Raw genomic sequence first — 25,654 nt, forward strand, 5'->3', positions numbered from 1 at the left:
ATCTATTTCAAATAGTATTTTTTAAAGAACTGAAGATATTTTGCTGTATCTCCATCTTTCTCAAATACCTTAAAGTTCTCATCGGAAATCACAAAATTGCGATACCCCACTTTTTCCACAGGCGCAAACAAATCGCGATTGGTAACAATAGCACGGAAATACATCATTGCCTGCTTTTTGCTTCTCATGTTCACGACCAATAGCACATCACGCTTATCATCCAGCTCACGAACTTCAATTTTTAATGGTCCGGTATTGTATCTCTTAATTCCTGAAATCAACTGTTTCTTGTTCACATTCTCTCTTGTATAAATCAAGGCGAAATAATGCGGCAATTTATCATTGAATTGATACAATCCTTTCTGAACAACTTTCTCTTCTTTCTTAACCGGAGCAACATCATTCGCATCCAGGTAATTCTTTTTAAAGAAATCCAAATATGGAAACAAAGTTTTCTCTACATAAAACTTCTTAAAATTCTCCTCACTGATCACAAAGTTTCGGTAATCAACTTTTTCAAGCTGAGTATAAATTGCATCATTTGAAACCAAACTTCTAAAATAGCTCATTGCATCACTTTTCGAACCAATGTTGTTCACCACAATCATATTTAAATCCGCATCGTATTGCTCTTTTAACACGCTATAATCTTTGTCATGATTGTAAATATCATTTTTCAGCTTTCCGATATTAACTTTTCGTGCCGGAACCAAAAGAATAAACTTGTGATTATCTGCCGGATTAAATACAAACGCTGTAGAATCTAAATTGTTGTTTACTGCCACCAATTTACCTTGCTTTTTAACCGTAGATTGTTTTGATTTTCGTTCTACATTAAAATAGCTTTTTGTGTAAAAATTAAGGTATTGCTCAACGTCCTTGCTTCGCTTCAACATTTCAAAGTTCGATTGAGAAATGATAAAATTTCTGTAATCAACATCCTCTAATCCACTAAACGCCTTATTGCTGGTGATAATTCCGTTAAAGTAATTTAGCGCATCCTCTTTGTCTTTCAGGCCTTTTACCATGATCATGATGTGATCCTTATTCAGTGATAAACGATCTACTTTAAAAGTACGACTGTTATATGCATCTGCATTGTATCTTGATACATTAAACAATGATCTGTTTGGATCGCCATCCTGCTTAGAAAACATTAACACAAAGTAATGTTCCTCATCTCCTTTAAATTTGTACAAACTCTTTGGCTTTTCTTTTTTAGGTTGATCATCCTTCACCTCAACCATTGCCTGTTCATCTTCAAGTCGCCAATTTCGAAGTAATCTATTTTGTCGGGCCAACTCCATATCTTTCGCTGTGTAAATAACAGGAGTAGCACCTTTCTCCAATCCGGCAAGAATTGCCTTAACCGTTTGAGTGATTGCCTTAGTAGGATTAGCCTCCAATACCTGCTCAAGTGATTGCTTAAATACATTTACATTTTGTGTTCTTCCTACACACAATGCTCTTAAGAACAAGAATCTTGGACGAAGATCACTTTCCGGATATCTTAACAAACCTTCATTACAAGTCTTAACTACTCTAAAATAGTAGTAGTTCTGGAAATCCTCATAAGCCTGAGCATAAAGCTGATGTGCTCTTTGATATTTAGCATCCAATTTTGACTGGTAACTAGGATCACTCAAAGCTTTTGCATACTCACTATTCTTAAACTCAGTTAAAATTTTATTCTTGTAAAAATCTGATTTTGAATATCTGTTTAGTGATTTATTGATTGCATAACAATGATAGTAAGTTGAAAGCAAATATGGATTTTCAGGAAATCTTTCCAACAAGGTCTCCAAACTTTCAAGTGCTTTCTCTTCATTATTCAGTTTCTCTTCATACACCAATGCAGCTTGGTATAATCCTTTCATAATTCTCTCCTCTGATTTTACCATAGCCGCTTTTGTCATTGGCAAATCCATCAAATAATACTCTTTACTCTTAGGGTCTTTTTTCTTCGACTGAGAACTAATTCCATCTCCTGACTCTTGCTCCAATGCAATCTCAATATCCTCAATTGAAGAATTGGATCTGTTCTTTCTCCTCCAATTGTCTTCCAGTTTTCGTCGTCCCCACTTGCGTTGAAATTCCGATTTTCCCAAACCTATATTTGTTGGGTTATAGAAATACCAATTCCCCTGACTTTGATTTCTATTGAAATTGTTATTCCCCAACATATTATTCTGACTAAAGAAAGCTCTGTCGGACTGCGCTTCAGCTTCCATTAATCGTTTTTCTCTCTCCTTCTCGTTTATCTTCTTGATTAGGCTGTTAATTAACTTGTCTCTGTCCGTCTTGCTCATTAAAGCAACTCTTTGCAAGCTATCTTCGCGAACAACCATATTCAGGTTATTCACCAGTTCGGTAAGATTCCCAACTCTTTCTGATATTTTTCTGTAATTAGGATAATCGCTACCCAAATAGGTCATTGAACTATCGTAACACATTTGAGCTTTGGGGTAAGTTTCCTCTCCAAAATAATAATCACCCAGTTTTAAGAATGAAATTGCCTTTTGATTCTCATTGTACAAAGACACTTTTGTTGATTCCCAATAGTTGGTAATCGCAGATTCCATATTCTCATCCACAACATCCATTTCGGCTATTGCATAATAGATCTGATCTTTGTATTCCTTGTTCTTCTCATCACGCAACATTTTGCGTAGCCCTTTTCTTATTTCCTCTCCATTTTCGGCACCTGTATACGATAAAGCTCGGCTGATTTTTGCATTAAAAGTCATTTCATAGTTTGCATTCAAATCAATCAACTGCTGAAAAGCTCTTGATGCCTCGCTCGGGTTACCTAACTTCTGGTGAATTTGAGCCAACAAATAGTAATATCTTGCTTTTGCATGTTTATTTTTCGATATGGAAATACATCTTTCCAATGCAGGAATAGCATCTTCAAATTGCTCTTGTCTAATTGCTGCATCGGCATGTAAAGCTTCTATTCGAACCAAATCATCTTTTGACAAACTGTTTTCATTCGAAAGTCTTTCCAGAATTTCACCACCTGAAATAAATTCACCTCTATCAATTAAACTAACTGCCTTCCAAAGTTTAGCCTCTGGAACCAAATCCGACTCAGGATATTCTCTCATGATAAAATCATAAGCTTTCTCGGCAACATGATATTCTCCCTTATAAAATTGTGCCTTTCCAATCAGCAGATAACAATCATCAATCCAATTGTTGTATTCTTTCTTCTTACGGAATTCTTTGTATTTGTCTGATTGATTCCCTTTTTTACGTTTCGGCTTACGAGTAATGGAGTGAATTTTAATTGCTTTGGTAGCTTTCTCCAATGCTCTATCCATGTTCGAAAAAGACAAAGATCTCGCAGTTGGATCCTGATATTCAAAAACAGGCAGTAAAATGGTATAATTTTCCTGAAGTCCTTTTTTAATTTTCTGCTGGCCTTCCTTCAAGCTCTCTTTACCATTAAAATACACGTTGTAATGTGTGGTAAGAGCATGATACTGGCGGCTCATGAAAGTATTTTTCTGATTAGAACATGCATATGCAAAAATCAGAATGGCTATTATCGTTAAGGCTTGTTGAATTAGTTTACGAGTCAAGGCTAAATGTTTTGTTTGATAATACCGTAATCTTCGCGTTTTATACACCAAGGCTACTGGTATTATTCTGAGTTTATTAGATTCCCAAAATGGTATAACTGCTATCTGTTGTTTTTTATTATTCTAAAAACTGAAATTTATTAAATAAAATCTAAAAATAGTTCTATTCAGGGAATAAAAAAAGGAGCAATAATGCTCCTTTACTCTTTGTACTGTTTTATATCCTTATCGTGTAAGCTTCACACGCTCAGTTGGTGCTGATTTTTGGTTTCTTGCATCAACAGCTACATTTAATTTAGCAGCCAAATCGGCGAAAGCCATACCAACTACAGAATCTTCGTTAACAGCAGCAGGTTTCCCATTATCGCCACCTTCGCGTATGCTTTGAACAATAGGAATTTGTCCCAACAGATCAATTCCTTTTTCTTCAGCTAGTTTTTTACATCCATCTTTACCGAAAATATAGTATTTATTTTCTGGCAACTCAGCAGGAGTAAACCAAGCCATATTTTCAACCATACCCAATACAGGAACATTAACACCTGGTCCTTCGAACATGCTAATTCCTTTAACAGCATCAGCCAAAGCAACCTCTTGTGGAGTACTTACCACAATGGCTCCCGTTACAGGAACTGTTTGTACCAAAGTAAGGTGAATATCGCTGGTTCCTGGTGGCAAGTCGATTAATACGTAATCCAACTCTCCCCAGTTTCCTTCTTCAATCATCTGCTTTAATGCATTGGAAGCCATTGGTCCACGCCAAACAGTTGCCTGGGCAGGATCAACAAAGAAACCAATAGAAAGCATCTTTACACCATAAGCCTCATGAGGCTCAATCAAATCCTTGCCATCAACATTTACTAGGTTCGGACGAGCTGTTTCTGCTCCAAACATCAATGGAACTGAAGGACCATAAATATCGGCATCAATCAAACCAACTTTTGCTCCGGCTTTCGCCAATGCAACTGCCAAGTTCGATGACACTGTAGATTTTCCAACTCCACCTTTACCCGATGCAACAGCAATAATATTTTTAACTTTTGGCAAAACTTTTGGTTCCTCAACCACATGCATCGCCTTTACTTTAATGTTTCCTTTTATTTCAGCTTCTCTATCAACAAATTTTAAAATGGCTGAAACACAGGCTTTTTTCAAGGGAACAATATTGGGATCGTCTGATTTTTGGAATACCAAATCGAAACCAATTTTCTTTCCTTCAATTTTAATATTACGAACCATATCCAACCCCATGATATCCTTATCGGTACCAGGATATTGAACCAATTTTAAAGCGTCCGTAATTTGCTTTTGAGTGTAACTCATGATTTATGAATATTAATTCTTTAAAATATTTTTAAACAATTTAACTTTCAGCGTGAGCCCCTGGCAAAACGATGAAATATTAAATTGAAATGCCGATATATAATCTGTTAGTCATTTAGAGTAAAAACGAATAAATGACTTTTACTGATTAAAAATCGGTATTGAATCGAATTCCTTTCAATTTGATATTGAATTCGATAAGATACCAACAAAGGTATATATTTAGACTGAATTTAAATAGAATCCCAATCAAGTTCTTTCATGGGATCCCAAAATATTTTGTCGAAGTCTTGTATTTGGTCATCAATCACAACAATTCCTTCATTTTCCAGAAGTTCTTGCATTAAGTTTTCGCCAGGAAAATGATACTTTCCACTCAACATGCCCAAACGATTTACAACCCGATGGGCCGGCACATATGCTTCGCTAGCATGTGATTGATTCATGGCCCATCCAACCATTCTGGAACCTCTTGGAGATCCAACAAACTTGGCAATTGCACCATAACTGGTAGCTCTTCCGGCAGGAATTTGCCGAACTACTTCGTAAATTTTATCGTAAAGGTCAGACATTTATTGTTTGCGCTTCTCTCTACCGAAACTTCTGTACCAATCCAATTCAATCTCAACATCAGGCTCAACAAATTCAGTTTTCCCATCAAGCTTGAACTTTAAGTATTTAATTGGAATTCCTCTGTCAAGAAATTGCTGTTCGTAAAAAGTTCTAATAGAAAGAATATCATCCGCCTTTCCTGAGTTGTACAAATCATTGGTATCCACATCAACTGAAAGAGAGTTTTCCTTAATCACGTACGAAGTGTACTCATACAAGAAATTACTATCTGATTTCAGATGAATAATACCATCATTTGTCAAAAGATTTGAATAAAGCTTCAGAAAGCGCGTTCCGGTAAGTCTTTTTCTTTCCTTTTTCATTTGTGGATCAGGAAATGTAATCCAGATTTCAGAAATCTCACCTGATTCAAAAATCGATTCAAGAAGTTCTGCTTTGCTTCTGATAAATCCTACATTGCCCAAGCCTTCTTCGATAGCCGTTTTGGCACCGCGCCACATTCTTGCGCCTTTAATATCTATCCCTATAAAGTTTTTATTCGGAAATTTACGAGCTAAACCTACTGTATACTCACCTTTTCCACATCCAACTTCTAAAACAATTGGATTATCGTTTTTAAAAACTTCCTTATTCCACTTTCCTTTCAAATGATAATTTGTCTCCCAAACCTCTTTATGAGTTGGTTGAAATACATTATCAAATGTATCCATCTCAGCAAAACGCTGTAATTTATTCTTTCCCACGACTAAACGCTAAAAATTTTATTGATTTGCTTTCTCAAGTCTTAAGCCAATATTCACTACTTCTTTCAATTCCTCATCGCGCATTCCCTGCACAATTTCGAATACGTATATTCCCGATTTTTGAAAAACCACATTCTGTTTGAATGGAATTCTTAAATCGAAAATATCACCAAATCCGCTACCAAACCATTTTCCTTTTTCGGTAGCCAAATTGCATTCGAACTTATCTTCGAGTACATTTCCATCCGGCGAAGTTCTCTTCACAAAAAGCCACAAATTGCTGTAGGCATATCCACCAGTATTCCTAATATTGATATACAAATTGTGAACACTGATGGTATCGGTTACATCAACTTCAAAGCGAAGAGTATTGTTCATATTCCAGGTATAATCAGGAATTTCTTTATACTCTTCATAAACACGATTGGAATCGCACGATTGTGTTGACAGTGCAATTACTGCCACGCAAAAAATCCAAATCAATTTGTTCATGACTTTGTTGGCTTGTTTGGTTTTCTTGGTTTACGACGGAATTTTCGTTTTCCTCTTCGCTTATTCGGATTTTCCTTCTTATCGAATCGGTTCAAACTATCCTGTCCTACTACATTTTCGTAGTCCAAGGATTTTTTGTTGTCAATTGATTTTTCAGAAATCAATTTATCAACCTTAGTTCCTTTCTTATTCAATCGGATAATTTCCTTCACTCTATCAACAGAAACCTGTACCATATTCATCGAATTGAACTTATCGAATGAATACCACATTTGTCTCTTGAAAATATCTGTCTTCTGATGATAAGCTGTTCCATCCTTGGTCTCCAACGGAATGCTTGTATTCGGGAAATCCTTTTGAGCATCGATATAACAATCCAACTCAAAATTCAGACAACATTTTAGTTTTCCGCACTGTCCTGCAAGTTTCTGAGGATTCAGTGAGATCTCCTGATAGCGAGCTGCATTGGTTGTTACCGAAACAAAGTTGGTAATCCAGGTTGAGCAACAGAGCTCTCTACCACAAGGGCCAATTCCTCCAATTCGTCCAGCTTCTTGTCTTGCACCAATCTGGCGCATTTCGATTCTGATTTTGAATTGCTCTGCCAATACTTTAATCAACTGTCTAAAGTCAACCCTATCATCAGCGATATAGTAGAAAATTGCTTTTGTTTTATCTCCCTGATATTCAACATCGCCAATTTTCATATCTAGCTTCAGTTCAGCTGATATTTGGCGAGCTTTAATCATTGTTTTGTGTTCCAGTGCAATGGCTTCGTGCCATTTTTCGATATCAACAGGCTTTGCCTTTCTGTAGACTTTTTTTGCCTCGTATGTATTCGGATCAAGCTTTTGTTTGCGCATTTGCTCCACAACCAAATCACCTGTTAAGGATACAATACCGATATCATGTCCTGGTGATGCTTCAACTGCTATCACATCACCTCTTTGTAATCTTAATTGATTTGTATTTGAATAGAATCCCTTACGAGTATTCTTAAATTTTATTTCAACAACATCCGGACATTGTGCACTTTCAGGAACATCTTTCAACCAATCGTAAACATCAAGCTTACCAGCCAGAAGACGATGGTCTCTTTTATTGGATGCGCAGCCTGCGCATTTCCCTTTTGGTTCCTTATTTTCTGTCATATATATATTGATTATTAGTCGATAATCGACCGCAAAATTAGCTAATTTATTTTACAAACCTTTAAAGGTAACTATTTCGAGAAATTATTGGGTGATTACGGTCGTAATAATTTAACCAGTTTTAAGCCCAAATCAAGAAAAACGATCTTCGCGTTGGCATTTCTTTCAATGTCAGTATAAGCTTTAGAGAGCTCATCTGAAATCATCCAAACATTATCCTCATTGATATAAGGAGAAAAGCGTTTCGAAAAATTCATTTCCTCGCCACTTAAATAAACCATTTCAGGCTGCTTTAAGTTTAAAATAAAATTCTCACGAATCATTCTAACCGCATAATTCAAGAAACTTTTCTGACGTTCGCGTCCAATTGTCGCAATCTCCTCGGCCCATTCCATAATGTCTATTACATTACGGGCATAACACCTTCTCATAATGGCTATAAAATTCTCAAAATTCTCTGCATTCTCATCTGAATTCTGAATAAGGATTCTTGCCTTACGGTAACTTCCTTCCGATAAACGAACCACATTCTTTAATTCCTGCTCGTTAAGGTTGAACTCATTTTTAACCGCTACTGACAATGATACCTGATCAATTGCCGGAATTTTAATCAGCTGTGTTCGGGACAATATGGTTTGAAGTATTTTATCAGGTTCTTCCGACACCATAAAAAACAAAGTTTTCACTGGTGGCTCCTCAATCATTTTCAGAAGTTTATTGGCACATGAAGTATGCATTTTTTCAGGCAACCAAATGATCATTACCTTATAATCCGATTCGTAAGTTTTTAGACTTAACTTCCTGATAATCTCATTACTTTCACCAGAGTAGATCATCCCTTGTGAGTTATCCACTCCTAGGGTTCTGTACCAATCTCCAATATCAAAATAAGAATCACTCTCAATTTGCGAACGCCATAATTCAACAAAATTATCGCTCACAGGATTGGTAAATCCCTTCCCTTTAACAACTGGAAAAACAAAATGAAGATCGGGATGAACCAATTTCGCGTATTTTTTACACGAAGAACAAACCCCACACGAATCATTGTCTTTTCTATCCAAACAGGAAACATACTGCGCAAATGCAATTGCCATTGATAGTTTCCCAACTCCTTTGGGACCAATCAACAATTGTGCATGGCTAACTCTGTTTTCTTTAACGGTTTGAATAAAACGCTGTTTGACCTCTTTATGGCCAATTATATCTTTAAATTGCATGAATTTTCAATATGAAATGGTTTCGAACAGATCAGTTCAAGCCTCATCTGCTGATCAAAAATCATTTAATCCCGAATATGGTGCAAAGTTACATCGGGGTATCCAAAGTTAAAAAAATAAAGGAGAGCATTATCATTAAAGCTTAAGTTCAAAGTCAATTGAGAAAAAAATGACGTTTTTACCATTAATTTGCAATAAGGAAAAATTTATGCAATCGTTTCAAAGCCAAAGCCCTATACAATATTACCATCTGATTACATGACACTTAAAAGCATTTCTCTTTCTTTTTTGCAGCAATTTGAATAAAAACATACCTTTGTTTGGAAGAAAAAAATATAAAGACATATTCCAATGCAAACAATTGATTCATACAATTTTTCAGGAAAGAAGGCGATTATCAGAGTAGATTTTAATGTGCCTTTGAACGATCAGTTCGAAATTACCGATGACACACGTATCCGTGCTGCACTTCCAACTATCAAAAAGGTATTAGAAGGAAACGGATCAGTTATTTTGATGTCTCACCTTGGTAGACCAAAAGGTGTTGATGAAAAATTCTCATTGAAACACATCGTTGCTCACCTTTCTGCAAAATTAGGTGTTGATGTAAAATTTGCTGATGATTGTATTGGTGAAAGTGCTAAAACAATGGCTGCTGACCTAAAAGAAGGTGAAGTTCTATTGTTGGAAAACCTTCGTTTTTACGGTGAAGAAAAAGCTGGTGACGAAGCTTTTGCTAAAAAATTAGCTGACTTGGCTGACCTTTGGATTAACGATGCATTTGGTACTGCACACCGTGCTCACGCTTCAACTGCTGTTATCGCTAAATTCTTCCCTAACGACAAAATGTTTGGTTACGTAATGGAAGGTGAGTTATCAAGCGTTGATAAAGTATTGAAAGACTCTAAGCGTCCTTTAACTGCAATCATGGGTGGTGCTAAGGTATCTTCAAAAATCGATATCATTAAAACTTTAATGCCTAAAGTTGACCACTTGATTATTGGTGGTGGTATGACTTATACTTTCGTTAAATCGATGGGTGGTAAGATTGGTAACTCATTGGTTGAAGATGATAAGTTAGATATCGCAAGAGAAATTTTGAGTGAAGCAGAAGCAAACAATGTAAAACTTCACTTGGCAGTTGATGCATTAATCGCTGACGATTTCTCTAACGACGCTAACACTAAAGAATGTAACGTATCAGAAATTCCAGCTGATTGGATGGGATTAGATGTTGCTGGTGAAACCATCAAAAACTTCAAGAAAGTTATCGAAGAATCAGAAACAATTCTTTGGAATGGTCCTGTTGGAGTATTCGAAATGGATACTTTCGCTAAAGGAACCAAAGCAATTGCTGATGCAATTGTAACAGCTACTGAAAAAGGTGCTTTCTCATTGATCGGTGGTGGTGACTCTGTTGCAGCGATCAACAAGTACAACTTGGCTGACAAAGTAAGCTATGTATCAACTGGTGGTGGTGCTCTTTTAGAGTACATCGAAGGTAAAGAATTGCCAGGTGTTGCAGCTATTAGAGGGTAATTAACGATCCATAATATTTCCCTTCTCAGGGATTCTTAAAGCAGTCTTTCGAGGCTGCTTTTTTTTTATCTTAACAAAACTTAAACAATTTGTATTAATTTTCGTAGCATCTTAATATTATTCCCTAAATAGTAACCATGAAAAGATTTCTACCTCTACTCTTTCATATTGTTCTTACCTCGTCTCTTGTTTTGATGTTTCAAGAATCAAAAGCACAAGTTGACAGTTTACACTATATTCCGCCAATGTGTTCTTTTACATCATCAAGTTCAGATGTTGACGATCACCAAATGGTACTTACCACTACTGAAAGCGATCCTTTTGACGTAACAATTACAAATAACAATGGAACTTTTGTTAGAACTGTAACTGGTTTATCAAATACATCGCCTAAAAAAATAAGTCTAAATTTCTCTGTCTATACCTCATCTACTCAAACAGCAGGAAGAAGACTTAATTCCCAAGGTGTCATAGGAACTTCACAGCTAAATCAAATTTTGGATACCGAGGGTTTAATCGTATCTGGGCCAAAAAAATTCTTTGTTAATATTCAACAAAAATCTGGTGCTCAAGGAGATTTACTAACATCCAAAGGAACCACTGGTTTGGGGACTGATTTTTACAGTGGACACATGCGCTCAGAAACAGGAACTTACGACAACTACAACGGTCATTTTATTTCTGTTATGGCTACTGAAAATAATACAAATATAACCTTTAGTAATCCACGAGTTAAATTTTCAAACAGGTCTCAAAATACATTTACAGAAAGTCTTCAGAAAGGACAGTCTGTAGTAATTGGGGTAAGTATAAACCAGCTTAAAAATCAGAATAAAAATTTAAATCATGTAAATGGTACTCACATCAGTTCAAACAAACCTATAGCAGTAAGTTCTGGTTCCTGGTGTGCAACCGGTCATCTGCGAGCACAAGGCAACGGACGTGATATCGGATTTGACCAGCTGGTTCCAACTGATGTTGTTGGACAAGAGTATATTCTAATTAAAGGAGAAGGTGTTAGTACTGGCCCTAAATACAATGAACGAGCTTTAATTGTGGCCACAGAAGCTAATACTACAGTTACTTATTACTATAATAAACGTAGAAATAATGGGTCCAATAGGCTCATTACAAAAACTAAAATATTGAATTCCCCTGGTAGTTATTACTTTACAGGACATGATGAATTTATTAGTTCAGTAGATAAAAACTTATACATTAACGCCGACAAGAAAATTTTTGTTTATCAAACTCTTTCAGGTGCAGATAAAAATCAAACTGCCGGACTTTGTTTTATACCCCCTTTAAAGTGTACAGCTGACAAAGAAGTAACAATTGCATATGCCGATAAACTTTCCAGTTTAACAGTTAGTCCTGTGCTAAAACTGGTTACACAAAGTGGGTCACAGATACAATTAAATGGAGTTGACCTTCAGAATGTAAATAATTATCGTAGAAATGTAGCAAATAATACCCATTGGGAATCCTATAATATTCCCAAATCGGAGCTTCAAAGATTGGTATATAATGGTGGTTCAGATCAAATCTATAAAGTTTCATCAACAGGGGCATTAAATGTAATGCTTGCCGTGCAAAGTGGAAATGTTGGTGGAGGTGGTTACTTCTCGGGATTTGGAGATATTCCTCAGGTAAATCAGAGTCCTGATATTGCCGAACAAGGCTTATGTGGAGACAATGTTGTTTTAACAGCATCTGGGTTTACATCTTATAATTGGTATAAGGATGGAAGTCTAATAGCGGATGAAAACAATTCAACTTACCAACCGAATAGTCCGGGAAGGTACAAAGTAACAGGCTTATCTCCTTGTGGCGATTCAGATACAGAATCTTTCCCTTCAAAAGAGATTAGAATTCTTCCATGTTTATCGGTAACAACAACAAATATAACAGTAACAGAAGGAACTGACTTAAATGCAGTATTTAGGGTTGAACTATCTCACCCTTGGTTAGCAGCTGATAATGTCGATGTTACTTTCGATTATTATACAACTGCTGGAACTGCAGCCAGTGGTCAGGATTTTAGTCCAACTACCGGATCAGCAACAATTGCTTCTGGCGATTCATTTGTAGACATTTCAGTACCAATCACAAATGATATCCTAAATGAAAATGATGAAGATTTTACCCTATCGATTACTAATGTAGTTGAAGCCGTTGAAAGTATTGTTTCGGGTACAGCAACCATTCAGGATAATGATGCCCTGCCAACAATCTCGGTAAATGATCAAACTTTTAATGAAGATGCCGGAACAGTAAGTTTGCAAGTTAGTTTAAATACCGAAAGTGGTAAAACAGTGAGTGCCAACTATAATATTGTTGACAATACTGCAACACAGTTAGAAGATTACTCAGCTTCCAATTACTCTGGAACAATCAGTTTCAATCCTGGAGAAAAAAACAAAAACATTAGTATCTCGATTATTGATGACAACAACTACGAACCTGGATCAAATGAATCATTTAATGTACAGTTAAGCAGTTTATCAAATGCTGCAGCTGGAAATACCAATGCAACAATCTCAATTATCGATAATGAAGTATTGCCAACAATTACAGTTTCTAATGCTAGTGAAATTGAAGGTACCAACATTGTATTTCAGGCAGTTTTAGATCATCCTGCTGATGTTGATATAACATTTGATTATCAAATAGTTTTAAGTAATGGTCCTGGAAATGCCAAACAAAATGATTTTATCAGTTTTACATCATTCTCTACAGGAACTATTACTATTCCTGCAGGTTCGACAAGTGCTGATTTCCCAAATTTTGTAACCAAAGATGATAATGCCAATGAGCAAACTGAAGAGTTTGTTGTGAACTTCTCATCGGTTAATAATGCTTCATTAGGAAATACTTCGGCTACTGGAACAATACTAGATAATGAAGGAAACCCAACATTATCGATATCCGATGCATCAGCAACGGAAGGAAATTCAATCGATTTTACAATCACCGTAAGTCCGGTAAGAAGTACTAATATTAACTTTCAATATCGAACAATTAATGGAAGTGCTGCGTCACCTGGCGATTTTAATGGCACTGGATGGACTTCTATTACACTTCCAGCCAACCAAACTAATGTAAATCTTAGTATTAATACAGTTCAGGATACCGACGAAGAAGGCAATGAAGATTTTACAGTTGAAATCGGTAATCCTCCATCAAAAGTTGATATTGGAATTAGCTCAGCTACAGGAACCATTATTGATGATGATGATACTCCTGATGCAAGAGACGATAATTTTTCAGTAGATGAAGATGACTCTTTAAGTGAAAATGTGATGACAAATGATCTAGGACTTGGTGATCCACCTGTTACTGTTGTTAGTAATACAAATCCAGCAAATGGAAGTTTAACCATTAACAATGATGGTAGCTTTTCGTATACACCAAATCCAAATTTTAACGGCTCAGACACATTTAACTATACCATTCAGGATATTGATGGTGATCAATCAAACGCAACAGTTACAATTACTGTAAATCCAATTAACGACTTACCAATTGCTATCAATGATACATATTCAACTCCAGAAGACACTCAACTAGATGATGATGTAAGTTCTAATGACAATAACCTTTTCGATTTACCAATAGCATACAGCGTTGTGAGCGATGTAAGTAACGGAACATTAACTCTGAATGCTAACGGAACTTTTTCTTACATGCCAAATTCTGAATTTTTTGGAACTGATGGATTTACCTATGAAATTACAGATGGAAATGGCGATGCAGTTCAGGCAAGTGCAAGCATAACAGTTATTTTTAATAACGATGCAGCTCCTGTAGCTGTTGATGATAACACATCAACAAACGAAGATACAGCTGTTACCATAGATGTCTTGGCAAATGATTCCGACATTGATGGAAATCACACAATCGACAAGGCAAGTGTTCTAATCAAAACCAGTCCTTCGAATGGTACTCTATCACAAAACTTTATTACCGGTGAGGTTACCTACACTCCAAACAATAACTATACAGGAGCAGACAGTTTTACATACACAATCAAAGATAATTCTGGTGCAGAATCAAATCAGGCAACAGTTTCCATTAATATTACTGTTGATAATGATCCTCCGGTTGCAATTTGCAAGAGTGGTGTTACAGTTTTTTTGGATGCAACAGGGAATTACACACTTGATCCTACAGAAATTGACAATGGCTCAAACGATGATAATGATGGTGGAACCGTAAAATTATCGGTTGCTCCTAATACTTTTGATTGCTCGGATAAAGGAACTGTTTCCGTGACATTAACAGTAACAGATGAAGATTTATCGAGTACTACATGTTCAACAAATATTACTGTAGTTGATAACAGCGCACCTACTGTAAAAACCGCACAAGATAATATTATCATTACAGCAGAATCAGGAATTTGCGGTGCTAAAGTAAATTATACTGGTCCTGTTTTCACCGATAATTGTGATGGAGATCAAAGTGGAACTTTAATTTCTGGTTTGTCAAGCGGTTCGAATTTTCCGGTTGGAATTACTACGGTAACTTATGAATATACTGATGCTTCAGGAAATACTCCCGTTCAATCCAGTTTTTCAGTTACAGTAACAGATGATGAAAAGCCAGCTTTGAATAACACTTTAAATCGTAACTTAAATCCTAACACCACAGGATGTGAATATCTGGTTAGCGGTACAGCCTTTGATGTTACAGCAACAGATAATTGTGGAATTCAATCACTTACACACAACTACGATGGTGGAGGGACAAGCCTTAATGGAAAATCATTCCCCATAGGAATTACAAATGTAACTTGGACTGCTGAAGATATTCACAACAATATTACTACTCACATTGTACAAATAAGTGTCACATCAAATTTAAGTGCTACAATTTCAGGACCTTCGGGAAGTCAGGCATGTGAAGGAAACGAACTTATCTTTACTGCCAATGCATCAAATGGCAATCCAAATTACACCTACAAATTCTATGTAAACAATGTAGAACAAAGTTCAGGTGTTACAGGAAATACATTTACTATAAACACTCTTGTTAATGGTGATAAAGTAAAAGTTGAAGCATTTGATAATTTAGGTTGCTCTGCACAAAGTAGTGAAATTACAATGACAATATTTGCCACTCCACTTCCAATCGGAATATTTTTCCAGGAATAAATAACAAATATGCTTTTTTTGAGAAGTAATATTACTACTACTCGGAAAGAGCATATTAGTTTTGAATAAGAACAAAAAGCCAAATAAAAATGAATTAAATTTGCAGCTTTAACATTTTAGAAAAAAGATTAAATGAACTGGAAGAACAAGATATTTTCGATAAACAATGAACTTGAATTTAAACAAGTAGCACTGGAAATTTTTCGTTATCAAGCGGAAAATAATGAGGTGTATCGTGAATATCTTCAATATTTGAAAAAGGATTTTAATCAAATCACTAAGCTTACAGAGATTCCTTTTCTTCCCATAGAGTTTTTTAAATCGAGAAAGGTGGTTTCTTCCAACAATCCTGCTAAAGAAATCTTTACCAGTAGTGGAACAACTGGCAACTTAACCAGCAGACACTTTGTTCCAGATATCAGTATTTATGAAAAGAGCTTTAAGAAAGGTTTCGAGGATTTTTATGGGCCAATAACAGATTATTGTGTTCTAGCTTTGCTTCCTTCTTATTTGGAGCGCGAAGGTTCATCCTTAATCTACATGATGGAACACCTGATTAAAGATAGCAAGCATGCTAAAAGTGGATTCTACCTGCACAATCATGAAGAATTGATTGAATGCATTGCTGATTTGAAGAAATCAAATCAAAAAATTCTGCTTCTTGGGGTTAGCTTTGCTTTACTTGATTTGGCTGAAAAATATACCCTAGACCTTTCCGATGTAATCATCATGGAGACTGGTGGCATGAAAGGAAGAAGAAAAGAAATTACCCGTGAAGAGTTGCATGCATTTCTTTGTTCCCGATTAGGTGTGAATGAAATCCATTCTGAGTATGGAATGACAGAATTGCTTTCGCAGGCATACTCAAAAGGTCAGAGCCTATTCCAGACTCCCAATTGGATGAAAATCATGATTCGTGATGCTTACGATCCATTCAGCTATGAAAAAACAGGTAGAACTGGGGGTGTGAATGTGATCGATTTGGCCAATGTTCATTCTTGCTCGTTTATCGAAACTCAAGATCTTGGTAAAATCCACGAAGATGGAAAATTTGAAATTCTTGGTCGATTCGATCATTCTGATATTCGTGGTTGCAATCTTCTTGTAAACGAATAAATCAGATTTTCACACCACAGAAGACTTGATCTATTTTACTCAAAGATCGAAAAACAATACTTAAAGCTTGATCAGCATCCTTTTACCTATGATTTTCTCTCCTTTAGGATAGAATTTCACAGCTAAAAGCTCATTTTTCATGCTTCTAAGATTGAAAATCAAAGCTAAATTGATCAAATTCAAAACTAAAGGTTTGATTGTCGATGATAAACCCATCAAATTCAAACTTCAAGACTTGAAAATCAATATTAAACTCATGCTATTTTCCAAAAAAGGCATGAATTTCAATCCTCAACCCATTAAAAACTCAAAAATACCCCTTCCTAAAGCAAAAAATTATAGTTAATCTATTAACCCTTAAAATCAGTAAATAAAAAAACACCAAACAGAGGTTAAAATGAATGTAAACCAACTCTGTTTGATGTTAAAAGTATCCTTTACAAAAGGAATCTAGTCTGTTATAACTACTTTTTATCTTTAAGCAACATCAGATTTTATCTGATGCAAATCTTTAGCAAAACTTATAAATACATACATGCTTATACTTCTCCCCTGGCCTTAAAATTGCATTCGGGAAGTGCTCATAGTTTGGAGAATTTGGAAAAATCTGCGTTTCCATAGCAAGCCCTGCACACTGTATAATTGGTGCTCCTTTTTTACCTATTTCCGAGCCATCGAAATGAGCACCTGTGTAAATTTGAATACCTGGCTGATCGGTATAAACTTCCATTTTTCGTCCCGATTCCGGATCTGAAAGCACTCCTGCCAGCTTTATCGTTCCATCGAAATCATCCAAAACAAAATTGTGATCAATACCATCAAACATCCTGATTTGCTCATGATCTGTTTTGCATGCTGATTCTACTGTTTTTGTATTTGTAAAATCGAATGGCGTATCCTTTACCAATACGATATCTCCAGATGTAGTTCCCAATTCCGCAGAAATAGGTGTATAGTTTGAGGCATTTAATAGCAACTCATGATTCATTGCCGATCCATTGCCTGCACCATTCAAATTGAAATAAGGATGACTTGTTAAATTAATTACTGTTGACTTTGATGTTTGTGCTTCATAAGCAATAACGAATTGATTATCATCTGTCAATCCGTATATTACTGAAACCTCCAATTTGCCCGGATAATTCTGATCGCCATCTTCACTAACTAGGCTTAATTGATAGGCCTGTACATATCTATCAATTTCAACAGCACTTACCTTCCAATTTCTTCGATTGAATCCATCAACACCTCCATGCAAATGGTTGGTTTCATTATTACAATCCAATTGAAATTTTTCTCCCTCAATTTCAAATTCGCCATTTACAATGCGGTTGGCATAACGACCACAAAGGGCGCCAAAATACGCATCGCCATTAAGGGTTTCCTCAATGGTATCGTACCCCACCACAACATCGGCAACATTGCCTTTTGCATCAGGAACTTTAATTGAAATGATTTGACCGCCACGAGCAATAAAATCAATCTCTATACTTTTATTTTTGAGTGTATAAACCTGCATGATTATCTTTTAATATTGCGAAACCTTACAATGTTTTTTGCCAATTCCAGGCCGAAAGCAAAGTTTCATCAAGACTTTTTTCCGATTGCCATCCCAACTCTCTATTAGAATATGAAGTATCTGCATAAATCTGCTCTATATCTCCAGCTCTTCTTCCAACTATTTTATGAGGAACTTTCTCACCTGTTGATCTTTCGAATGATTCTATAATTTCAAGTACAGAAACACCAGATCCTGTTCCAACATTAAAATATTCGTAGTTCGATGTATTCTTATCTTGCAACAAACGCTCAATGGCTACCACATGTGCTTTAGCCAAATCTACCACATTAATGTAATCTCTTATGCACGATCCGTCAGTTGTGTTGTAATCATTTCCGAAAACACTAAGTTCTGGGCGAATGCCTGCCACTGTTTGTGTTAAGAAAGGAATAAGGTTATTAGGAACACCCAATGGCAATTCCCCAATTTTTGAGCTTGGATGTGCTCCAATTGGATTAAAATATCTTAGAGCAATTCCCTTCAGTTCAGGATGAGCTTTTGTTGTGTCTCGAATAATATCTTCACAAATTGACTTTGTATTTCCATAAGGAGACTCAGCCTCTTTTCGTGGAGTCGATTCAGTTACGGGCAGTTTATCAGGTTGTCCATAAACTGTACATGATGATGAGAAAACCAAATTTTGAATATTATTCTCTTTCATCCCTTCCAAAATATTCATCAACGAGTTAAGGTTGTTGCGATAATACAACAAAGGTTTTTCAACCGATTCGCCAACAGCTTTTGATGCTGCAAAGTGAATAATGGCATCAATTCCACTATGCTTTTTAAAGAACTCATTACATTCACTCTCTACACTTAAATCGATTTGCTCGAATACTGGACGAATGCCAGAAATAGCTTCGATTCCATCCAAAACTTCAATCTTTGAATTTGAGAGATTATCAGCAATTACAACTTCGAATCCGCTATTTTGCAATTCTACAACAGTGTGAGAACCTATATAACCAGTTCCTCCAGTAACTAAAACCTTTTTTTTCATCCTTATAGTTTGATACTTTACAACAATGACACACTTAATTGAGCAAGTGTGTCATCGCAATATTTTGTTTTATTTTCTCTACCAGAAGATTGCGTACAAAGCAACCAATAAAATGCAAATGGTGTAAGCAACAATATTAAATACCTTACCTGTTGCAAATGTTTTTCTGCTAATCTCTATACCTTTTTCATCATCAGCACCCTTATTCTGTAGGTGGCTAACCAAAATGATAACCAATGCTGAAAGAACTGCTGTATAACCCATTTGATCCATAAATGGAACATTAACAAATATAGATTCGAGACTTGTACCAGCTACCCATCCATTAGGAGCCACTTTAAAATACATGGCAATTGGAATAGATGCCAACACCCCTGCAATAGCACCTTTGTTTGTTGATTTTTTCCAGAATAATCCCAACATAAATACGGCCAGGATACCTGGACTAACTACTCCTGTGTATTCCTGAATAAATTGGAAAGCCTGATCCAAACCTGCTAATTGAGGAGCAATACATCCTGCAATTAATAATGCAACTGCCGCAGAAATTCTACCAGTATTTACCGTTTGTTTATCACTTGCATTAGGATTAAAATACGGTTTGTAAATATCCATTGTAAAAATGGTTGATGTAGAGTTTAGCATAGATGCTAATGACGATACAATAGCCGCTGCCAATGCTGCAAACGCCACACCTTTTAAACCTGTTGGTAAAAATTGCAACAACCATGGATACGCTTTATCTGCAGATTCCATTGTTGGAATATTATTTTGAGCTGCATCTCCTAAAGATGTCATAATTGTTCCATCATTCACCATTACATATGCAGCAATTCCAGGTATTACAACAATCAAAGGAATGATTAACTTCAAGAATCCGGCAAATACAATCCCTCTTTGAGATTCTTGCAATGACTTAGCTGCTAAAGTTCTTTGAATAATATACTGGTTGAAGCCCCAATAATAAAGGTTAGCAACCCACATTCCACCAACAATTACTCCAAGTCCCGGAAGGTTTTTATATTGATCGTGAGCTTTATCTAAAATCATATGGAAAGAATCTGGAGCAGCTTCATAGATGTGCTTAAACCCGGCAAGTACACCTTCTCCTCCTGAAACAGTATCTAATGCAAGATAAGTAGTTACCAATCCTCCTAAAATCAAGAAAACAACCTGAATTACATCAGTCCATGCAACTGCAGAAAGACCACCATAAAGCGAATAACTAGCTGCAAACAAAGCCAATCCTAATACACCATAAATCATTGGAATACCCATGATGGTTTCTAAAGCCAAAGCTCCCAAATACAATACGGAGGTAAGATTTACAAATACATACAATGCAATCCAGAAAACAGCCAAAATGGTTTTAAGGTTTTTTGAATAACGTTTCTCTACAAATTCAGGAATCGTATATAATCCTTTCTCAATGAAAATTGGCAGAAAGTATTTACCTACAATAATTAAAGTTAAAGCAGCCATCCACTCATAAGAAGCAATTGCCAACCCAATTGCAAAACCAGATCCGGACATTCCTATGAATTGCTCTGCGGAAATATTTGCAGCAATTAATGAAGCCCCAATTGCCCACCAAGGCAAAGATTTTGAAGCTAAAAAATAATCATCTGCATTTTTTTGATGCCCTTCTTTATCACGCGACACCCATAAACCTACTCCAACGATTACAATACCGTAAACGATAAAAATCACATAATCGAGAAAAGAAAATGTATTAGCCATTGTATTTGATTTTAGTTGAGGTTAAAGTTATTTGGAAGCTTTAGGCAGAGTAAATATTTTCTCCCTATATCCATTTCAACCTGATTATTACCTCAATTTATAATGTATTTTTGATAGTTCTCTCAATCTTTTCGCTGCACCTTCGGCAGTAATATCGCGTTGTGGCGTACCCAGCATTTCGTATCCTACCATAAATTTCTTAACACTAGCCGAGCGTAACAAAGGTGGATAGAAATGCATGTGTAAATGCCACTCAGGATGTTCTTCTCCATCTGTTGGAGCTTGATGTAATCCTGCAGAATATGCAAACGACACCTCAAACAAGTTGTCATACATAGTCGTTAATTTCTTGTAAACATCAGCCAAATCTGTTTTTTCCTCATCAGTCAATTCCAATAGATTCGACACCTCTCGTTTACTTATAATCATTGTTTCGAAAGGCCAAACTGCCCAAAACGGTACTAAAGCTACAAAAGAATTATTCTCAACCAAAATTCTTTCTTTTTTCTCGAGTTCCGATTTTAAATAATCAGACAACATGGTTCTTCCATGTTTTTCGAAATAGGCCAATTGATTTTCAGATTCTTTTGAAGTCTCCAGAGGCACCAGTTTAGAAGCCCAAATTTGCCCGTGAGGATGTGGATTAGAGCATCCCATAATGGAACCTTTGTTCTCAAATATCTGCACATAGCCAATATCCTCTCTGTCTCCCAATTCCTTATACTCCTTGCTCCAAAGATCAACTACCTTACGGATATTTTCTACTTTCATTTCAGGAACTGTAAGGCTATGGTTTGGACTAAAGCAAATTACCTTACAAATTCCGGATTCACTTTCGGCTTTAAACAAATCACCATCTGAGAATTCTCCCTCAGGAGTATCTTGCAATAAAGCACTAAAATCATTCTGAAATGAATAAACATCCTCATAGTTTGGATTCTTTTCTCCGCCAACTCTTTCGTTAGTCGGGCACAAATAACATTGTGAATCATATTCAGGTCTTTTCTCCTCAACTACTTTTTCAACCTGACCTTGCCATGGTCTTTTCGACCTGTGAGGTGATACTAATATCCACTCCCCCGTTAATGGATTATATCTACGATGTGGATTTTCAATGTAATCAAATTTCGCCATCTGGAACATTTTCTTGATTATTCTATTCTTTTTCCTCCGTCACCGATTTCAGCAACATAAAACTCTCCAACAATACCTGTCTTCTCGGTATATTCCTTTCCTACTCTCTCAATAAACTCTTCAACATACTCATCTTTTACCAGGCTAACAGTTGATCCTCCAAAACCACCTCCTGTCATTCTGGAACCAATAGTTCCTTCAATCTTTCTTGCTGCTTCAACCATAGTATCCAATTCATGACCTGTTACCTCATAATCATCACGAAGTGAATCGTGAGAACCATTCATTAACTGACCAAACTCTTTTAGGTTTCCTTTTTTAAGTTCTACTACAGCTTTCTTTGTTCTTTCAATTTCGCTAACCACATGATGCGCTCTTCTTCTGATCACCTTATCATCTATCAGGTTTTCTAATGAGTTGAATTCTGTCAGGCACAATTCACCTAAATTAGCAATCTTTCTGGAGGGGTTGATTGCCTCAACAGCTGCCTGACATTCAGCAACTCGTTCATTGTATTTTCCTTCATCCAAACTATGTGGACTATTGGTGTTTCCAATAACTATTTTAGTACCATCTAAATTTACAGGCACTAATTCGTACTCAAGATTATCACAATTCAAATATATGGCGTGATCTTTCTGTCCCATTCCAGATGCAAATTGATCCATTATACCACACATTACACCAGCAAATTCATGCTCAGCTTTTTGACTATATTTCACAATACTCAACTGATCTTTGCCAAAATTATATTCTTCGTTAATTGCTACTCCTGTAACAACCTCTAAAGAAGCCGAAGATGATAAACCTGCACCATTGGGCACATTTCCCCAAAAGAGAACATCGGCACCACAATTTGGTTCCAAACCGTCTTTTTTAAATTGAGCAATTACTCCTATTACGTAATTTACCCAATTGCCTTTTTCAAGAGGTTCTGTTAATTTATCAAATCCAATTTTGTAGACCTTATCCTGATTCAAAGATCTAAATTGAAAATAATTATTTTTTGATTTACGAATTAAACAATAGGTTCCAAATGATAATGCACATGGAAAAACAAATCCGCCATTATAATCTGTGTGCTCACCAATTAGGTTCACACGACCTGGAGAAAAATACACATGACAATCTCCCTTCCCGTAAAATTTCTCAAACGCTATTTTTAATTCATTAATTTGCATATTATTTTACTTACTGGTTGGTACTGGTCGGTAAAGTTATTCTTTTTTTATTTAAATGCAAAAGATCTAAAAAATAAAAGCTCTGACTCAATAGAATCAAAGCTTTAATTTTAAGTTATATCTTTTCTTTTACAGGGAGTTTCTCCTTATTAATTTTGACTGATTTTCAATCAGTTCTTTCTTAGAATGCAGTACCATATCTGCCAGAATCTGCCCCATTTCTTTAAAATCTGTACTAATTGTAGTAATCCCATCGGCGACTACTTCTTTTAATGGTGTATCATTATAAGAAATTATACCTAGATCTGAACCTATTTTTAATTTCTCAGATTTTGCTTCCTTTACAAGTGTAACCAAATCATTATCATTAGGAACTATATAAACCTCACCTTTTTTAATTTTATGACTTTCTAGAGTTTCAATTACTTCAAATTCCCACTGTTCCTGATAATGAGTAGCAAACTTTTTAAAACCTTTTAATTGTCCTATTGGTTCTTTTCCTCCAGGATAAACAAAATAGATTTTTTTATATTTTTCCAACAGGTTCAGTCCTGATTCCAATGCGCAAAATACATCCTCTTCAAAATTCTGATAAACAGCAGGGTAATGTTTTTTTAACGCAGCATTAGTCTGATCGAGTATATAAACTTCATTTTCAGGCAACTGTTGCAACACATTATACGCATCATTAAACTTTGCAGGCATAATTATATATGATGTGTACTTGCCATTATTATTATCAATTAATTCTTTAAAAACTTTACGATTAAAGTGATGGAAATAAATATCAACATTTGCCTTATCACCTAAATTCTCAATAAAGGAATTGTATAATATCTCTTTAAAGACATTAAATTCTTCGAAAAGAAGAAAGATGTTCTTTTTGAAACGAGTTGAAGTACTTGCCAGGTAGTAACCCTTACCAGGAACTGAAGATATAACACCACGAATTTTTAACTCATTATATGCAACAAGAACAGTATCTCTGGATAAACCAAATTCTTTACAAATTGCATTAATCGAAGGTATCTTATCCCCAACATTTACAAGCCCTTTATCAATAGATTGCAGCAATGAGTTAATAAGTTGTTTATATTTCGGAATGCCCGAATCAGTAGTTACATTAAATATTTTAGAAGGCATCTTAAGTGTATTTATTTACATGCGTATAAATACAAAGGTAACAAATTCCCAACTGATACGCACCAGTATGGTGACTGAAAGATTCTATATTAATTTTTGTAAGCTGACATTCTACTTTGAATTGTATCTCTTAACACATCAATATCAATACTAAAATCTTCTGAATAAAACTTCCTAATCAATTCCAACTTTCTTCTAATTAATTCCTTCCCATTATTTAATTCCATACATGAATTAGGATCGGAAAAATCCTCACAATTCCAATCTTTTAGGTAGGTTGAATTAAAATATACTGTATCCTGAACTAAAAAGTGAGAGGTTAGTTGAGCAAAATCTTCAAATTGATTTTTCGTACCGTAAGCACTCACCATCCCTCGCCTAATTGCATCTGATAATGATACTCCATTTCTCCAACCTTCTCCAATATATCCTAAAGGTGAAATGCTATTGAACCCATTGGGTAATCCTTTCTTTTGATGAACAATATGGGAAAATTCATGATGCATTGTTATCAATTGATTTTCTAACCAAATTCGATCATCCAAATCAAAAGCATTTAAATTTATTAAAATTACCCTGGCACCATTTTCGGCATACCCCAACATTCTTTCGCCTTCGCTTTCATAAATATATGATCCTATGTATACCAACTCTTTAGGCATATATTCCTGTATAAATAATTTTGATTCATCAGACAATACAAGAAAAGGTTTTACCCAAAGCTCATCTATCAATTTAGTAACTGGAATCACCAAATCTTCTTTAATCGGATCTGCATTTTGATCTTTATTTAAAAACCGCGGATCCCACTCCCACCTTATTGCAGTTCCATATTTTTCAAGAATATTCTCCCTGATATAAACATCATTTGGATGATCAGACAATTTTATATCAGGTCCTTTATATTCGACATCCTCTGATTTATTGCAGGCTATAATTAATATTGCCATTACAATACCAATTAAAAAAAGTGCAATATTAAAGTTCTTGTATTTCAT

17 protein-coding genes are annotated in these 25,654 nt (G+C 35.6%); 3 read left to right on the plus strand and 14 right to left on the minus strand.

The features are described 5' to 3' along the window. Positions 1-2 precede the first annotated feature (2 nt). The 7 genes from porW to BXY64_RS15850 form a co-directional block, all read right to left on the minus strand. Positions 3-3,584, minus strand: coding sequence for a type IX secretion system periplasmic lipoprotein PorW/SprE (gene porW, locus BXY64_RS15820; RefSeq protein WP_147376015.1), 3,582 nt, complete (start codon positions 3,582-3,584; stop codon positions 3-5). Between the two features lie 225 nt (positions 3,585-3,809). Next, positions 3,810-4,907 (minus strand): Mrp/NBP35 family ATP-binding protein, encoded by a 1,098-nt coding sequence (locus tag BXY64_RS15825; RefSeq protein ID WP_120240945.1) that lies wholly within the window; start codon positions 4,905-4,907, stop codon positions 3,810-3,812. Between the two features lie 233 nt (positions 4,908-5,140). Continuing rightward, complete coding sequence (locus BXY64_RS15830; protein WP_120240946.1) at positions 5,141-5,479, minus strand: MGMT family protein; 339 nt, start codon at positions 5,477-5,479, stop codon at positions 5,141-5,143. Further along, positions 5,480-6,223, minus strand: coding sequence for a tRNA (guanosine(46)-N7)-methyltransferase TrmB (gene trmB / locus BXY64_RS15835; protein ID WP_120240947.1), 744 nt, complete (start codon positions 6,221-6,223; stop codon positions 5,480-5,482). An 18-nt stretch (positions 6,224-6,241) separates the two neighbouring features. Continuing rightward, positions 6,242-6,715 (minus strand): gliding motility lipoprotein GldH, encoded by a 474-nt coding sequence (locus tag BXY64_RS15840; protein ID WP_120240948.1) that lies wholly within the window; start codon positions 6,713-6,715, stop codon positions 6,242-6,244. Next, entirely contained in the window at positions 6,712-7,866 is a 1,155-nt protein-coding gene (locus BXY64_RS15845) for a PSP1 domain-containing protein (protein WP_120240949.1), read from the minus strand. Before BXY64_RS15845 ends, BXY64_RS15840 begins: the two co-directional genes overlap by 4 nt. 95 nt (positions 7,867-7,961) lie before the next feature. Next, the gene (locus BXY64_RS15850; protein ID WP_120240950.1) at positions 7,962-9,086 is read right to left on the minus strand and encodes a DNA polymerase III subunit; all 1,125 of its coding nucleotides are present in this window, start codon (positions 9,084-9,086) and stop codon (positions 7,962-7,964) included. Between the two features lie 351 nt (positions 9,087-9,437). On the opposite strand from BXY64_RS15850, the gene BXY64_RS15855 reads away from it, so the two are divergent. From BXY64_RS15855 to BXY64_RS15865, 3 genes are all read left to right on the plus strand, one after another. Then, positions 9,438-10,625: a phosphoglycerate kinase gene (locus BXY64_RS15855; RefSeq protein WP_110362087.1), complete on the plus strand. Its 1,188-nt coding sequence runs from the start codon at positions 9,438-9,440 to the stop codon at positions 10,623-10,625. 137 nt (positions 10,626-10,762) lie between these two features. Continuing rightward, positions 10,763-15,781 (plus strand): tandem-95 repeat protein, encoded by a 5,019-nt coding sequence (locus tag BXY64_RS15860; RefSeq protein ID WP_120240951.1) that lies wholly within the window; start codon positions 10,763-10,765, stop codon positions 15,779-15,781. Positions 15,782-15,913: 132 nt separating this feature from the next. Then, positions 15,914-16,897, plus strand: a complete 984-nt coding sequence (locus BXY64_RS15865) for a LuxE/PaaK family acyltransferase (protein ID WP_120240952.1) — start codon at positions 15,914-15,916, stop codon at positions 16,895-16,897. Positions 16,898-17,408: 511 nt separating this feature from the next. Here the strand turns inward: BXY64_RS15865 and BXY64_RS15875 are convergent. The 7 genes from BXY64_RS15875 to BXY64_RS15905 form a co-directional block, all read right to left on the minus strand. Further along, the gene (locus tag BXY64_RS15875) at positions 17,409-18,416 is read right to left on the minus strand and encodes an aldose epimerase family protein (RefSeq protein ID WP_120240954.1); all 1,008 of its coding nucleotides are present in this window, start codon (positions 18,414-18,416) and stop codon (positions 17,409-17,411) included. 25 nt (positions 18,417-18,441) lie between these two features. Beyond that, complete coding sequence (gene galE, locus BXY64_RS15880; RefSeq protein WP_120240955.1) at positions 18,442-19,458, minus strand: UDP-glucose 4-epimerase GalE; 1,017 nt, start codon at positions 19,456-19,458, stop codon at positions 18,442-18,444. A 78-nt stretch (positions 19,459-19,536) separates the two neighbouring features. Then, a complete protein-coding gene (locus BXY64_RS15885; RefSeq protein ID WP_120240956.1) occupies positions 19,537-21,198 on the minus strand; it encodes a sodium/sugar symporter in 1,662 nt (553 codons plus the stop codon). Between the two features lie 87 nt (positions 21,199-21,285). After that, positions 21,286-22,332, minus strand: coding sequence for a UDP-glucose--hexose-1-phosphate uridylyltransferase (locus tag BXY64_RS15890; protein WP_120241041.1), 1,047 nt, complete (start codon positions 22,330-22,332; stop codon positions 21,286-21,288). Positions 22,333-22,349: 17 nt separating this feature from the next. Next, positions 22,350-23,513: a galactokinase gene (locus tag BXY64_RS15895; protein ID WP_120240957.1), complete on the minus strand. Its 1,164-nt coding sequence runs from the start codon at positions 23,511-23,513 to the stop codon at positions 22,350-22,352. Positions 23,514-23,642: 129 nt separating this feature from the next. After that, positions 23,643-24,656 (minus strand): GntR family transcriptional regulator, encoded by a 1,014-nt coding sequence (locus BXY64_RS15900; RefSeq protein WP_120240958.1) that lies wholly within the window; start codon positions 24,654-24,656, stop codon positions 23,643-23,645. Between the two features lie 89 nt (positions 24,657-24,745). After that, a complete protein-coding gene (locus tag BXY64_RS15905) occupies positions 24,746-25,654 on the minus strand; it encodes a substrate import-associated zinc metallohydrolase lipoprotein (protein ID WP_120240959.1) in 909 nt (302 codons plus the stop codon).

Source organism: Marinifilum flexuosum, assembly GCF_003610555.1.
Taxonomy (GTDB): Bacteria; Bacteroidota; Bacteroidia; order Bacteroidales; family Marinifilaceae; genus Marinifilum; species Marinifilum flexuosum.